We start from the raw sequence: 14809 nt of genomic DNA on the forward strand, positions 1-14809 counted from the left end.
CCTGACCCCTCTCCTGTTGAGAGGGGAGCTTTCGGAGCTAAAAAGCCCCCTCTTTGCAGGAGAGGGGGTTGGGGGTGAGGTTGAACGCAGAATAATATTTAGTCTCAAAAACTTTTTGGACAGCCTTTTGATAATAAATCATTAACTCTATTGATAATAAGCTATTAATCTTCAGTTTTTATCTTCATACTTCCAGTTTCAATCAATCTTGCTTGCCAAGAAAGGGCTTCATTGAGTAAATGTGGAGTATGTCCACCTTGAAGACTGGCACGTTGGAAATAATCTAACAAATGAGGTCTATAATCTGGATGTGAACAGTTTTGAATAATTCTTACAGCTCTCTCACGAGGAGCTAAACCTCTTAAATCTGCCAAACCATAGTCAGTAACAATAATATCTACATCGTGTTCGGAATGATCTACGTGTGAAACCATCGGAACAATGTGAGAAATATTATCAGCTTTAGAAGCAGCCTGTGTTACAAAAATGCAGAGATAGGAATTTCTTGCAAAATCGCCAGAACCACCGATGCCATTCATCATTTTAGTACCATAAACATGGGTTGAATTCACATTTCCATAAATATCACATTCAATAGCCGTATTAATAGCAATGATTCCTAAACGTCGAATCACTTCAGCGGCATTACTGATGTTCTGAGGACGCAAGAGAATTTTGTTTTTATAGTTATCAAAATTTTGAAAGATACGCTGATAACATTTTTCGGAAACAGTAATAGAAGAAGCAGAAGCAAAAGTTAAATTACCAGCATCTATTAAATCAAAAGTGCTGTCTTGAAGAACTTCTGAATACATCGTAAGATTATTAAACTCACTGTTGACGAAACCTTCAAGAATGGAGTTAGCAACTTTGCCAATACCTGCTTGTAAAGGCAATAATGAAGTAGTTAATCGCCCGTGCTTTACTTCATTTCTTAGGAAATCTAATAAAAAGTTGGCTATGGCAATGGTTTTTGTATCAGGTTCAGCTATACTAGCGGGACTATCCGCCACATTCGTATAAACAATACCGATAACTTTAGAAACATCTACCGGAATACTGGTAGTACCAATTAAAGAATTGGCTTGGGTGATAGGAATAATGGCACGATGAGGGTAATCTCCAGCATAAAATATATCATGAATCCCTTCAATGTTGGTAGGAATAGTAAGATTTACTTCAAGGATAATCTTCTTTGCTTTTTGGATAAATGTAGCCGAATTTCCGATAGAAGTAGTTGGCACAACACTGCCATCGGCTTTAATCATTGCAACCTCGATAACAGCAATGTCTATTTCTGGGAGATGATGGTTATTGATAAGTTCGGCAGTTTCGCCTAAATGTTGGTCGATAAATAATACTTCGCCAGCATTAATATGTTTTCTTAATACAGCATCAGATTGAAAAGGCATTCTTTTAGCAAGCATACCAGTATCTGCGAGAAGCCCATCAATATCATGCCCTAACGAAGCCCCAGTGATTAATGTAATTTTTAATTGTGCCTCTTTTCCTCTATCGGCCAAAGCTTTTAATACAGCTTTGCTATCACCAGCACGAGTAAAGCCACTAGCACCAACCACCATTCCGTTTTCAAAAAATAAAGCAGCATCATTGGCAGTAATAACTTTGTCTAATAAATCAGTATTTTGAATTCTTTCTAGGTTCATACATTTAAGCTTTTGTTGAAAAGCTCGAAATTCGCCTGAAAGGATTTCAATAACTATGACTATTATTAGTTTTCTGGTTAATTGATGGAATAATAAGTTGACAATAACATTAGTTCAAGCAATATTTTAAAATAGAAATACAAAAATGAAGAAATTGTAAGTCATATTTGTAAGAAAATACTTGTCATCTATGACTGAAGAACAACAACATATTACTACTACATACATAGCATTACTAAACCAACAGCAATTTGTGGAGGAGGAACTAGATTATGCTATTCTCGAAAAACATAAGCCACTCTTGCATACTTTGGCTAGTTTAGGAAATAGTGGTGTAAGTGTTTTTGATTCTTTTAGAAAAGAACACGTATTTTATTCACCTAATTTTAGTAGTTTGCTGGGCTATGATTTAGCACAGATTGAAGTAAAAGACCATATCTTCCTAGATACAAAGATTCATCCTAACGATTTAATTGAGCTTACTAGAAATGGAATATCGCTTTTGAAGCTATTTTTTGCTTTTTCAAGTGATGAAAAAGCTAACTATAAACTAGTTAACGAGTATAGAATATTAAATGCTGAGGATAAATACATCAGGGTTGTAGAACAACACCAGATATTGGAATTAGATGCTTATGGTAATATGTGGTTGTCGCTGAGTATTATTGATATATCCCCCAATCAGGAAATTAACGAGGGCTTGAAAAGTCAATTATTGAATTTTAGAACTGGAAAAATAATTCCCTTTCTCGATGACGAGCTTAAAAAAGTAGAAGAACCCAGTGTAGCTTTATCACAACGAGAGATTCAGATTCTCCATTTGGTTAAAGATGGCTTTTTAAGTAAAGAGATTTCAGATAAATTGGCAATCAGTGTGCATACCGTAAATACGCATCGACAACGTGTTTTAGAGAAACTAGGGGCTAATAATTCGCTAGAAGCCATTGTTTTTGCTTCAAAGCTTGGCTTGATATAATGAGAGAATACTGAAAAATCAGTATTGTATGAAAATGGGTTATGAAAGACCTTTGTGCTTTCACATTAAACCGATTTATTCATACAGTTATGCTAAAAATTAACCTACTCTTACTGATTATCGGAATGTTCTCATTCTGCTCAAAAGCACAACAGCCCACCCAAACGATTAGAGGTACAGTCATTGATAATGCTTCTAATATTGCCCTTCCTTCTGCCAATGTTGTAATACTTGATACAAAATTTGGTACTCAAACAGATGCCTCAGGAAACTTTATCATCAAGAATGTAAGTGTTGGAAGGTATAACATTCAAGTAAGCATGGTTGGTTATGAACCTATTTTGATGAAAGAGATTGTATTATCGTCCTCAAAAGAAGTCTTCCTGACTGTTTCAATGAAAGAAAGTACCACTACATTGGCAGAAATTACTGTAAAACCACAAGTCAATAAAGAACAGCCACTCAACAGTACAGCAACACTCAGTGCAAGAATGCTAAGTGTGGAAGAAGCTAGACGTTATGCTGGTGGGTTTGATGACCCAGCCCGACTGGTTTCATCTTTCGCAGGTGTTACTAGTAATGTAGGAAATAATGCCATCGTGGTGAGAGGAAATAATCCACAAGCTTTGCAATGGAAATTAGAGGGCATAGAAATTCCTAATCCCAATCACTTTGCTGATTTAAGTAGTTTTGGTGGAGGAGGTTTAACGGCACTCAGTAGTCAATTACTCGCCAATTCAGATTTTTTCTCAGGCGCTTTTCCTGCGGAATACAATAATGCACTTTCGGGGGTATTCGATATTTTTATGCGAAAAGGCAATAATAACAAAGCCGAGCATACATTTCAAGTGGGACTTACAGGAATTGATGTTTCCTCAGAAGGACCATTTAAGTCGGGGGGTAAATCATCTTATCTTTTTAATTATCGCTATTCAACCATGGCATTGTTAGAGCCACTTTTGCCAGATAATGCAGGAGGAGTGAAGTACCAAGATTTTTCTTTTAAGCTTAATTTCCCTACCAAAAAGGCGGGTACATTTTCATTCTGGGGCATTGGTTTGTTAGATAACTCTAGTGCGAAAATAAAAGAAGATAAAGCAGAATGGAAATACGATACTGATAAAGAAAACCAGTCTGTCAAACAGTTTATGGCAGCCAGTGGAATCAGTCATAAAATATTTTTAAACGATACGCAGTATTTAAAAACAACTTTTGCCTCTACGATTAATGGCATTGATTTGAACACAGATAGAATTAATGATGAATCGCATATTCTGCCCAAAAACAGGATTAATAATCAAAACATAAGCCTTGTTTTTAATTCATATTTAAACACAAAGTTTAGCTCAAAGCATACTAACAAAACGGGCGTAGTGGCAACGAGTTTGCGTTATGATATTTCACTGCAAAATGCTTCAACGCTTGGTAAACTGTTGGAAAAAGTAGTAGAAGAAAAAGGTAAAAGCTTTTTACTTTCGGCTTATACTAATTCAACCATTAATTTCTCTGAAAAGATAACGATGAATGTTGGGGTGAATGGACAGTTATTTACCTTGAATAATCATTACACCATTGAGCCACGCTTGGGCATAAAATATCGCTTTGTCGAAAACCAAGCACTTAGTGTAGGATATGGCTTGCATAGTCGTTTAGAGCGCTTGAATTATTACTTTGTGAAAAATGGACAAGAAAATCTCAATAAAAACCTTGACTTTACAAAAGCTCATCATTTGGTATTGGGTTATGACCTGAGTTTATCAGAATTCCATCATTTGAAAATTGAAGGTTATTATCAAAAACTCTTCAACGTACCTGTGATAAAAGATAGTTCGTTCTCTACAATTAACTTAACCAGCGATTGGTTTTTTAAAGAAGCTTTACAAAACACAGGAGAAGGGAAAAACTATGGTGTGGACATTACTTTTGAGAAATATCTTTCGGACGGATTTTATTATATGGTTACTGGTTCAATTTTTAGTTCAAAGTATAGAGGAGGAGACGGATTGTGGCGAAGTACGAGGTATAATAGAAACTATGCGTTTAATTTTTTAACAGGAAAAGAATGGCAGGTAGGCAAAAGCCAGCAAAATGTATTTGGAATTAATATCCGGTTGAGTTATCAGGGAGGTGATCATTATTCACCGTTAGATGAAAAAGCTTCCCAAAAAGCTCAGGAGGCAAAATTTGATGAAAGACAAGCTTTCTCGAAACAATTGCCTTCGGCTTTTACGTCACATTTTACAGCAACTTTCAAGATTAATAAGAAGAAATCTAGTAGAGAAATTGCTTTGAAAATAATCAATGCTACGATGTATAAAGAGTTTATGGGTTTTCAATATAATTATCTTAGTAAGGTGGTAGATGAATACCGAGAAAGTCTTTTTATTCCAAACCTAAGCTATCGGATAGAATTCTAAATGTTATTTCTACCGATATTAAGTCTCTAATGGAGAACTATAATCTCCCCATTTTCATAAATCCAATATGAGTTATCTCGTTTTTTTCTTTAAGATAACTAGTTTTAGAAGTTTGATATTTATTATCGTTCTGTCCTTACTTTTCTTTTCTTGATAAAAGAAAAGTAACAAAAGAAAATCAAGAATTCCTAAACTCGCTCCGCTCAAACAGTAGGAATTCGTTACTTACCAATCACAAAAAAGTGGTCATAGTTAGTTCTATGGCCACTTTTTTTAAATATAAAATTAGAAATGTCTTTTTACTTTATAGCTTTCTTTTCAACACCTTCATTGGTAATAACTACAGGCTTGATAAGTCCATTTTCATCAAAAAACATTTTATCAATACAAGTAACTCTTGAATTACCATCTTTCTCAGTTAATGGTCTTCTATGATAAACTATGTACCAATCGTCTGTTTTAGGATTTTTTATCACTGAATGATGCCCCGCACCTGTGGCAATCTTTGGGTCTTGTTGTAAAATTTTACCAATTCGTTTAAAAGGACCAAAAGGAGAATCTGCAATGGCATAAGCCACAGAATAATCTGGACCAGTCCAACCACCTTCCGACCACATGAAGTAATATTTTCCATTCTTTTTAAACATAAATGGTCCTTCAACATAGTTTTCTGGTGTAATTTCTTTGAAAATACCTCCGTCTTCATAAGGAATGAAACCTGTAAAGTCCTTTTTCAAATGAGCAATATTACAATGTCTCCAACCACCATAAATTAAATAATACTCGTCTTTATCTTTAAAAACAAATTGGTCGATTGGTTGAGCTCCATTATGAAATTTATCAATTAAAGGTTTTTTAAGGTAATCTTTAAAAGGCCCCGAAGGTTTATCGGCAACAGCTACGCCAATGCCACCATATTCTTTATCACTCTGAATATCGTTTGCTCCAAAGAAAATAAAATACTTTCCACCTTTTTCAATGATAGAAGGAGCCCAAACGGCACGTTTCGCCCATTTTACGTTTGAAGTATCTAAAATTTTGGAATGTTTTGTCCAAGTAACTAAATCTTTGGATGAAAAAGCATCGAAGAATACTTGTTTATCATAAGGTGCAGAATAGGTTGGATAAATCCAGTAAGTTTTGTCGAAAATTATTCCTTCTGGGTCGGCATACCAACCTTGAAAAATAGGATTGCCAGCACTCGTTTTTTTCTGAGCATACATTGTCTGGGCAATCAAAATAAAGAGTAATAAGGATAGTAATTTTTTCATGATTTGAAATGAAAATGTTTTTATAGATAATTGGATAATTTAATCTCAAACATAAGATTTGAGTACAACAAAGAAATCATAAAAACCTTTTGAAAGAAAACAAAAAACAAAATCTTTGATTGATAAGTACATTTTACTGAAATTGTATTTTAAAGTAAATAAAGATTTTAAACCATTATTTATGAAAAACATTTTTTCAAGAAGAGTTTTTTTACAATCCTCAGCCATATCTACCTTTTTGATGGGCTTGAAAAGTAATTCAGTTGCTGCAAGTAATCTTGAGATGGAAACAAAACTTACTTTTCTTTTTCAGGGAGATTCTATTACGGATGGAAACAGAGGTAGAAATACCGACCCTAATCATATTATGGGGCATGGTTATGCTTATGGAGTAGCAAGTAGGATAGGAGCTGATTTTCCTGAAGCGGGATTTACTTTTTATAATAGAGGTATCAGTGGAAATAGAATTCCAGATTTACAAAAACGTTGGAAAGAAGAAACACTTGATTTAAAACCTGATGTATTGAGTTTGTTAATTGGTATTAATGATGTAAATGCTTTAATTCGTAAACCAGAGGAAGCACCTAATCTTGAACAATTTGAAATTGGTTACAGAGATTTACTTGATCAGTGTAAACAAAACAACCCAGATATTCTATTTGTGTTGGGTATTCCATTTGTTTATGCAATTAAGGGTAGAAAAGATAATTGGGACATTTGGCAAAAAGAAACGAACGCTAGAGCCGAAGTTGTCAAAAAACTTGCAAAAGAATATGATGCAGTGTTGATTGATTATCCTTCAATGTTTGAAAAAGCTTTTAAAAATGCACCAGATGAATACTGGGTTTGGGATGGGATTCATCCAACTGTTTTTGGACATGAATTGATGGCTCGTGAATGGATTAAAGCAGTAAGTAAAAGATTGAAGTTTCTGAAAAAGTATAAATATTAAATGAATTGTAGCCTTCGGATATGAAGGCTATTTTTTTGATTTCAATGTAATCCTTTATTTAATGCTCAGAAGAGTAGTTCGTTTTTTGATTTTGATGCTAAAAAGCCCGAAATTTGAGAATAAAATCAAATTCATCAATTTAATAAAAATACAATGCACATTGCCGTAACTGGAAATATCGGAGCTGGAAAAACATCACTAGCGAAAAAATTAGCAGATCATTTTGGATGGGAAGTATTATTTGAAGCTGTGGAAGGAAATCCGTATTTGGCTGATTTTTATGGAGATATGCCACGTTGGGCTTTCCATTTGCAATTGTATTTTTTGAAAAGTAGATACGAACAAGTATTACAAATTCAACAATCGAATAAAAGAATTATTCAAGATAGAACAATTTATGAAGATGCCTACATCTTTGCTCAGAATTTATATGAAGGTGGAATCATGTCGGAAAACGATTATCTTACTTATAAAGGAATCTTCGATTTGATGATGACTTCCGTAAAAGCACCCGATTTAACGATTTATTTAAAAGCTGATATGCCAAAATTGGTTTCTCAGATTAAAAAAAGAGGAAGAGATTTTGAAGCCAATATTTCTATTGATTATCTACAAGATTTGAACAGACACTATGATAACTTTACCGAAAGCTATACTTATGGTAAATTATTGATTTTAGATGTTAACGAATTGGATTACTTAAATAATGCGGAAGATTTGGCTTTTGTCATTAACCAAGTGGACAAAGCTTTACTTTATGAAACACCTCCACGTCCCAAACCGCTGACAATCCCTTCTTTATTCGATAAATCTGAATAAATTCAGCCTGAAGATTTACCGTTTAAAGTAAATAAATGACATTTTAAATTTATTTACGAAAATATTCGTAGATAAATTTGTTAATACGAATTCTTTCGTAGTATATTTGTTACGAAATTATTCGTAACAAATATTATTATTGAAATGGAACCTATCAAACCTACAGAATCAGAATTACAAATTCTTCAAGTACTTTGGTCATTGGGTCAAGCCAGTGTAAGACAAGTAAATGATGAACTTTCGAAAGTAAGAGACATTGGCTATACAACAACTTTGAAGTTACTTCAAATCATGTTTGAAAAGAAAATTGTTTCACGTATAGAGGAGGGGCGTTATCACTTGTACGAAGCAGCAATTACTGAAGAAGCCACGCAACAATTTTTAGTTGACAAATTTGTGGATACTGCTTTTCGTGGTTCAGCCATGAAATTGGTGATGCAAACTTTGGGAAATCATCAAGCTTCGAAAGAAGAATTAGATGAAATCAAAAAACTCATTGCTCAAATGGAACAAAATGCTTAAACCTAATTTAACAAACCTCATATTTAACCCCTTTCTAAATCAATGAACTCAATTTTGAATTTTTTCCCAGAAAATGTAATGTCAGCCGTTGGTTGGACATTGCTTCACTCAGTTTGGCAATTAATGGTACTTGCCATTGTTTTAAAAGTTGTTTTCTTGTTTTCAAAGAACTCAGCCATTAAGAAATATTGGTTTGGTTTTGCGAGTTTACTTTTTCAAGTTTTTGCAAGTATCGTTACTTTTTTAATTGTTTTTGAAGAAAATTCAGTTTCATCAATCACCCAAACTAATTTTACTTTCGATAAAATAGCTCAAACTAATTTAAGTACATCATCTACAACAGCTTCAGATATAAGTATTTGGATGGATTTTCAGGTATTGTTTTCAGAAAATGTAAATGTATTAGTAAGTGCTTGGATGATTGGAATGTTATTTTTGTCAGTCAGGTTGATGGGTGGTTATTTTTATACAGAACAATTACGTTGGAAGTACACCAAAACCATTCAAGGTGATACGCTAGTACTTTTTAATCAGCTTTTAGAAAAAGTAAATATTAAAAAAGGAATTAATTTGTTAGAATCTTCTTTGGCAACGAGTCCAATGACGATTGGTTTCTTGCAACCCGTTATTTTATTGCCAATTGGTTTAATTACAGGTTTGTCAAACAAAGAACTTGAAGCCGTTTTAGCGCATGAATTGGCTCATATCAAACGTCATGATTATTTAGTAAACATCATACAGTCATTGGTTGAAATTATATTTTTCTTTCATCCAGCTACTTGGTGGATTTCTGCGAATATTCGTGAAGAAAGAGAAAATTGCTGTGATGATTTAGCGATTGAGTTATGCGGAAATAAAGTTCATTTAGCGAAAGCATTAACCAAAGTTGAGATTTTCCAACAGCAAACTAATATGTCTTTAGCGATGGGTTTTGCAGGTAAGAAACAAACTTTGTTAGGAAGAGTACATAGAATTTTAGGCGTAAAGAAAACAAATTCAGTGAATTATGCTGGTATTATTGTAATGTCTTTATTTGCATTGACTACTTTGGTATTTATGAATTTGCCTAATAATGCTGATGCACAAACGATTCCACAAGCGCCAAAACCACCTAAGAAAGCCGATGCACCGAAACCACCTAAAAAAATAAATAAGACTGTGAGAATTGACCATAGCTTTGATAATAACCTTAATATCTCTAAGGGAAATATCTATATTAATGGAGAAAAGGTGCATCTTTCTCAAGTAGATAGTATCAAAGTATCGAAAGAATTAGTAGCCATTGAAATTCTTGAAAAGAAAATGGAACCTCACCAAAAGAAAATTGAGGAGCTTTCTAAACAAATTTCTATTTATAGCCAGAAAATAAATGAGCATAGCCAGCCAATGAATAACTTTTCAATCAAAATTTCAGAATTGAGTAATAAGTTATCTAAGTTAGGTGAAAAGCAAGGTAGTATTGCTGAAAAGATGATTTCTTACAAAGAGGACTCACAAGCTAGGAAAAATGCTGAACAAAATATGAATCAGATTGAAAAAGAAATGAAGATGATTGAGCAGCAAATGGAAAAGTATGGTGATGAAATGGAAAAAATAGGAGAGAGAATGAACTTCAACAGCGCTCCAATTGACAGCCTGAGTAAATTAATTGAGCTAGAAGCAAAACCAATTGAAGCATTGGGTAAAGAAATAGAATTTCGTGCTAAAGAAATTCATAAAGTACTCCCAGCCTCAGTAAGAGCAAAAATTAATAGTGCATTTAATGCTTTACCTGATGCACCAGAGCCACCAACTCCACCGACACCACCATCGCCTGCTGCAGCGCCAACACCGCCACCAGCACCAAGTATTAAGCCATAATTAGGATTAACAATAACAAAAAAGCATCTCTGGAAATTTCCAAAGATGCTTTTTTTGTGACAATGAGGAGACTCGAACTCCTACAGGATAACTCCCACTACCACCTCAAAGTAGCGTGTCTACCAATTCCACCACATTGCCTAATGATGGTGCGAAATTAAAGAAAATTTGCTTAATTGCAAAGGTTTTCAAAAGGTGAAGGAGCAAGTTTGCTTTTGTCTTTTTTAAACCTTTGAGAATCAAGTATAACAAACAAAGTAAAAAACAAAAAAATATTACAATGGCATTAGAATTTGAAGGTAATTTGATAAAAGTACTCAATGAAGTAACCGGTCAAGGAAAAAATGGAGCTTGGGTTAAACAAGATTTTGTACTTGAAACTGAAGATCAATATCCTAAAAAAGCTTGTTTCACTGCTTGGGGAGACAAATCAGCAGATTTAAAAACTTTCTCTTTAGGTGATAAACTTAGAGTTACTTTCAGTGTAGAATCTCGTGAATATAATGAAAGATGGTACACAGATTTAAGAGCTTACAGAATTGATTTGGCAAGTGATGCTCCAAGTGCATCTGCTCCAGTGGCTTCTTCAAGACCATCTTCAGCACCAGCTAGCAAGCCTGCAACTCCTGCAGCAGACCTTCCATCTTTCAGTGAAGACGATCAAGACTTACCATTTTAAGTATGAATTTTAGGTGTTATTATATAATTTTTATGACTATAGTAACACCTAAAAAATTTAGCAAACCTTCAATGCGTTTGATCTGAGCCATTCTGGACGTGTTGTAGTTACTTTGGCTTTTAATTCGTTAAGAATAGAATATAAGCCAAAATAAGTACGGTTGATATACAAACCATGTTGTGAACCTCTGGCTACTTTAGAGCTTTTTAGCTCATCTAAGTTTTGTAATTTCTCTGCATATAAATATACACTTTCGAAATATTCGTCATCGGCAAAATCAAATTCTTCTACAGCGAAAGGCTTTCCAAGTAAAAAAATCATTTCTTTAAAAAGCTCAGTAAAAAATATTGCTTCTTTTTCAGAATCGGATTTTGTGATGAAATCCAAGGTTTTGAAAATTCTTGTTGTTTTATCATTATCATCCAAAGTATCAAAATTGATTAATGCGAAGTAATTATCATAAAATTCATCATTAATTACTTTAATGCAACCAAAATCAATAATTCCCATTGTCCCATCTTTTCTCATTAAGAAATTTCCGGGATGAGGGTCTGCATGAACTTTGCGAAGTGTATGTATCTGAAAATCATAAAAATCCCAAAGTGCCTGACCAATTTTGTTTCGAATTTCTTGTGAAGGATTTGTTTTCAGAAATTCATTTAAATGAAATCCTTCCAGCCAATCCATTGTCAGAATTCTTTCACAAGATAAATCAGCGTAATATTTTGGAAAAAATAAACCGTCGATGTGTGCGCAAGCCTCTGAGATTTCGACAGAGCGTTTTAATTCTAATAAATAATCAGTTTCTTCAATGAGCTTTTCTGCAACTTCACCCATGTACCTATCAACATCATTCTCATTTAAGCCGAACATTGCGATTGCAATTGGGCGAATCATTTTTAAATCACTGCCAATACTTTCTGAAACACCTGGATATTGTACTTTAACCGCTAACGGTTTACCATTTTTAGTAGCCTTGTGTACTTGTCCGATAGAGGCAGCATTGCTTGCATTTATGTCAAAAGTATCATAAAGTTCTTGTGGCGATTTACCAAAATGTTTCCTAAACGTTTTCATTACTAAAGGTCCAGAAAGGGGCGGAGCAGAGTATTGAGACATAGCAAATTTTTCTCTGTAAGCTCTTGGCAACATTCCTTTGTCCATACTTAACATTTGTGTAACTTTGAGGGCAGAACCTTTCATCTCGCTCAAAGAGGAGTAGATGTCAGTAGCATTGTCTTGATGTAATTCGTCACGACTAATATTGGGGTCAATCATTTTTTTAACATTATGTTTTAAATAATTACCACCAATTTTTACACCAGTCTTTACGAATTTTGTAGCTCTTGCAACCTTTGAAGTTGGTATCGAATTTTGTTCTTTCATTGTCATAGAGAAAATCTATACTCTTATTTTAAGTACCAAATAATATATTTGTTAAAATATTAACTTGTTGTTTATCAAATATGTTATGGCTATTTATATAAATAAAAAATTTAGAATATATTTTTCCTGTTATCTGTTTTGAAACATGAATTTTGCAAAGTCAAGCACAGAATCTAGGGCAGATGAAGCCATCAAATCAAACGAAGTATTTACTGATTTTTCAATCATAGCATCTGTTTGTTCAAAGCCTTTTGTTTTATCTTTTACCCAAAAATCTAGTATCATCAAGAACTGTAACCAAAAGGCATCTGGGTATCTTTCATCAATAAATTTTCTAGGTTGTACTTCATTACTTTCTTTTCCTTCTAAAACCAAATCATGAGAAAATTCTTTAAAAGCAATTTTCAAGTCGGTCATGAAAACAGGCGTTTTTAATTTTCGTTTATCGATAAGTCGCCAAGTTTGTGAAGTGTAACTTCTATGTTGTTTAAGCACTTCAATCCATGTGTAGTAAAATGCTAAAAGCTTTTCACGAACACTATACGTAGCATATACTTCTTCGGATTCAATTTTGCTTTTGGTTTCATTGAAAAAACCGAGCCAAATAGCACTTTCTAAAAGCTCAAATGAATTATAGTGTTCATAGAATTCACTCTCTTTCATTTTCAATTTTTTAGTGAAAGCAAATACAGAAGGGGGTTGAGTTCCATTTTCAAGAAAGTACTCAATGTAGGCCTGTTTGATTTTTTCTACTTTATCCATGTTTTTTCTTTTTTGTTATTCAGCAAGAAGGATATAATATCTACTTATTGATGCTGTAACATACTGGTGAAGAGCTTTGTTTCTTATTCTTGGAATAATTGCAATATTAACGTTGTACTAAAACTTTTTTTGAAATATATTCAGTAGCAGTTTTTACATTAACAATGTAATATCCTGTTGCTAATGCTTCTGGATTCAAATAATAGAAACCACTTTTTTGTTTATTAAGATTTTTTTCTTGCATTAAAATGCCTCTGCCATCATAAAGCTGAATACTTAAATCTTGCTCATCTTTAAAAGTTACTCTTATTTTGATACTTCCGTCAGTTGAAGGGTTGATTGGATTTGGCTCAACAGATGCTTGTAGTTTTTCAGTATCTGAAAGTGGTTCGGCATTATTTAGTAATTTTTGTCGCTTCATACTTAAGTTCAAGGCCGCTCTTGTTCTATTTTTTTGGTCGAGCGTAAAAACATTCATGCAACGGTCTGGAGAATAATCCATATAGTTCTCAATCATATTAGTAATTCTTTCACTACTACAGCTAGAAGTTAATTTATCACAAGTTGTGTTTAAGTTCAAGCTCTCAATTTGAGGAGTATCATCACAGTAATCTGTTCCACAATTTTCATCTCCATTTGGATGTAAAAGTCCAAGCCAGTGACCTACTTCATGGGTTGTAGTTCGTCCTAAATTATAAGTCTGGCTTAAAGTACCGCAACAATTTCCAAAATTTTTATAGTCGATAATTACTCCATCGAATAATTCTTGTTCAGCAATATTTGAATTATTAGCACCTAATCCTTCGATTTTACTATCATAAGGGAAACTTGCATAGCCAATTACTCCGTTATTACCACGAGTAACCCAAATATTCAGGTATTTTTCATTATCCCATTGAATAATTTCTGCAATTTGATTCTTTTCATTTACAAAATTGAACCCTGTTTGTTTGACATAGGTACGAGTAATACCTATTGTAGAATTACCATCTGGATCAATGTCTGCTAATTTGAAATTTATTTCCATATCGGCTCCTACTGGATTGATATTGTATCCATTAGTGCCCAATTGACGCCGATAATCTTCATTTAAGATTTGAATTTGAGATTTAATTTGAGCATCGGTAATATTAACATTATTTGCTCCGCCTATTACATTATTGATGTTGTTATGAAGAATGTGCACAACAACTGGAATGGTATAAATTTTATCTTCGACTCTTGCCGAACTACTTTTTCTTTGTGCCTGTATTACTTGAATTTGTGCTTCAAAATTTGCTTTTTTTTGATTCCAGTTGCTATACTTTTCTTGAAGCTTTTTGTCGTTCATTACTACTCCGCATTTGTCTTGGGCAGATAGGATAGAGGGAATAAGTATTAAAAAGGAGGATAGTATTTTTTTCATAATGAATATTTTTTGAACTAACGCAAAAACTGCTTTGATTTGTATTATTGACAAAATACAAATCAAAGCAGTTGCGTATGTGTATAAATTTTA

12 protein-coding genes and 1 tRNA gene are annotated in these 14809 nt (G+C 33.5%); 7 read left to right on the plus strand and 6 right to left on the minus strand.

Annotation, left to right across the window (positions count from 1 at the left end; all coding sequences use genetic code 11):
* Window positions 1-164: 164 nt before the first annotated feature.
* On the minus strand, window positions 165-1667 hold the full coding sequence (gene scpC / locus ABID42_RS11195; protein ID WP_367283735.1) for a succinyl-CoA:acetate CoA-transferase ScpC: 1503 nt from the start codon (window positions 1665-1667) through the stop codon (window positions 165-167).
* Window positions 1668-1857: 190 nt separating this feature from the next.
* On the opposite strand from scpC, the gene ABID42_RS11200 reads away from it, so the two are divergent.
* The gene (locus ABID42_RS11200) at window positions 1858-2643 is read left to right on the plus strand and encodes a LuxR C-terminal-related transcriptional regulator (RefSeq protein WP_367283736.1); all 786 of its coding nucleotides are present in this window, start codon (window positions 1858-1860) and stop codon (window positions 2641-2643) included.
* Between the two features lie 89 nt (window positions 2644-2732).
* A complete protein-coding gene (locus ABID42_RS11205) occupies window positions 2733-5060 on the plus strand; it encodes a TonB-dependent receptor (protein WP_367283737.1) in 2328 nt (775 codons plus the stop codon).
* A gap of 299 nt (window positions 5061-5359) precedes the next feature.
* Here the strand turns inward: ABID42_RS11205 and ABID42_RS11210 are convergent, their stop codons facing one another.
* Window positions 5360-6331 (minus strand): glycoside hydrolase family 43 protein, encoded by a 972-nt coding sequence (locus ABID42_RS11210; protein WP_367283738.1) that lies wholly within the window; start codon window positions 6329-6331, stop codon window positions 5360-5362.
* Window positions 6332-6512: 181 nt separating this feature from the next.
* Between ABID42_RS11210 and ABID42_RS11215 the strand changes: the two genes are divergently transcribed.
* The 4 genes from ABID42_RS11215 to ABID42_RS11230 all read left to right on the plus strand — a co-directional run bounded on the left by ABID42_RS11215 (window position 6513) and on the right by ABID42_RS11230 (window position 10484).
* The gene (locus tag ABID42_RS11215; protein WP_367283739.1) at window positions 6513-7283 is read left to right on the plus strand and encodes an SGNH/GDSL hydrolase family protein; all 771 of its coding nucleotides are present in this window, start codon (window positions 6513-6515) and stop codon (window positions 7281-7283) included.
* A gap of 153 nt (window positions 7284-7436) precedes the next feature.
* The gene (locus ABID42_RS11220; RefSeq protein ID WP_323259090.1) at window positions 7437-8102 is read left to right on the plus strand and encodes a deoxynucleoside kinase; all 666 of its coding nucleotides are present in this window, start codon (window positions 7437-7439) and stop codon (window positions 8100-8102) included.
* A gap of 153 nt (window positions 8103-8255) precedes the next feature.
* On the plus strand, window positions 8256-8624 hold the full coding sequence (locus ABID42_RS11225) for a BlaI/MecI/CopY family transcriptional regulator (RefSeq protein ID WP_323259157.1): 369 nt from the start codon (window positions 8256-8258) through the stop codon (window positions 8622-8624).
* 42 nt (window positions 8625-8666) lie between these two features.
* Window positions 8667-10484 carry a M56 family metallopeptidase gene (locus ABID42_RS11230; RefSeq protein WP_367283740.1) on the plus strand — a complete coding sequence of 606 codons (1818 nt, stop codon included), beginning with the start codon at window positions 8667-8669 and terminating at the stop codon, window positions 10482-10484.
* A 57-nt stretch (window positions 10485-10541) separates the two neighbouring features.
* Here the strand turns inward: ABID42_RS11230 and ABID42_RS11235 are convergent.
* Window positions 10542-10625 (minus strand) — tRNA-Leu (locus tag ABID42_RS11235).
* Window positions 10626-10764: 139 nt separating this feature from the next.
* Here ABID42_RS11235 and ABID42_RS11240 point away from each other — a divergent pair.
* On the plus strand, window positions 10765-11163 hold the full coding sequence (locus ABID42_RS11240) for a DUF3127 domain-containing protein (RefSeq protein WP_323259093.1): 399 nt from the start codon (window positions 10765-10767) through the stop codon (window positions 11161-11163).
* A 57-nt stretch (window positions 11164-11220) separates the two neighbouring features.
* Here the strand turns inward: ABID42_RS11240 and ABID42_RS11245 are convergent, their stop codons facing one another.
* The 3 genes from ABID42_RS11245 to ABID42_RS11255 form a co-directional block, all read right to left on the minus strand.
* Window positions 11221-12549: an ABC1 kinase family protein gene (locus ABID42_RS11245; protein ID WP_367283741.1), complete on the minus strand. Its 1329-nt coding sequence runs from the start codon at window positions 12547-12549 to the stop codon at window positions 11221-11223.
* Between the two features lie 129 nt (window positions 12550-12678).
* Window positions 12679-13311 (minus strand): TetR/AcrR family transcriptional regulator, encoded by a 633-nt coding sequence (locus tag ABID42_RS11250; protein WP_367283742.1) that lies wholly within the window; start codon window positions 13309-13311, stop codon window positions 12679-12681.
* A 106-nt stretch (window positions 13312-13417) separates the two neighbouring features.
* On the minus strand, window positions 13418-14716 hold the full coding sequence (locus ABID42_RS11255; RefSeq protein WP_367283743.1) for a M43 family zinc metalloprotease: 1299 nt from the start codon (window positions 14714-14716) through the stop codon (window positions 13418-13420).
* Between the last annotated feature and the right edge of the window lie 93 nt (window positions 14717-14809).

It is taken from the genome of Arcicella rosea (genome assembly GCF_040543805.1).
In the GTDB taxonomy this organism is placed as follows: Bacteria; Bacteroidota; Bacteroidia; order Cytophagales; family Spirosomataceae; genus Arcicella; species Arcicella rosea.

Coding starts and splice junctions, on each gene's coding strand:
- ABID42_RS11240 (WP_323259093.1), top strand. CDS start 10,765: ATGGCATTAGAATTTGAAGGTAATTTGATAAAAGTACTCAATGAAGTA.
- scpC (WP_367283735.1), bottom strand. CDS start 1,667: ATGAACCTAGAAAGAATTCAAAATACTGATTTATTAGACAAAGTTATT.
- ABID42_RS11220 (WP_323259090.1), top strand. CDS start 7,437: ATGCACATTGCCGTAACTGGAAATATCGGAGCTGGAAAAACATCACTA.
- ABID42_RS11245 (WP_367283741.1), bottom strand. CDS start 12,549: ATGAAAGAACAAAATTCGATACCAACTTCAAAGGTTGCAAGAGCTACA.
- ABID42_RS11205 (WP_367283737.1), top strand. CDS start 2,733: ATGCTAAAAATTAACCTACTCTTACTGATTATCGGAATGTTCTCATTC.
- ABID42_RS11230 (WP_367283740.1), top strand. CDS start 8,667: ATGAACTCAATTTTGAATTTTTTCCCAGAAAATGTAATGTCAGCCGTT.
- ABID42_RS11255 (WP_367283743.1), bottom strand. CDS start 14,716: ATGAAAAAAATACTATCCTCCTTTTTAATACTTATTCCCTCTATCCTA.
- ABID42_RS11210 (WP_367283738.1), bottom strand. CDS start 6,331: ATGAAAAAATTACTATCCTTATTACTCTTTATTTTGATTGCCCAGACA.
- ABID42_RS11200 (WP_367283736.1), top strand. CDS start 1,858: ATGACTGAAGAACAACAACATATTACTACTACATACATAGCATTACTA.
- ABID42_RS11215 (WP_367283739.1), top strand. CDS start 6,513: ATGAAAAACATTTTTTCAAGAAGAGTTTTTTTACAATCCTCAGCCATA.
- ABID42_RS11250 (WP_367283742.1), bottom strand. CDS start 13,311: ATGGATAAAGTAGAAAAAATCAAACAGGCCTACATTGAGTACTTTCTT.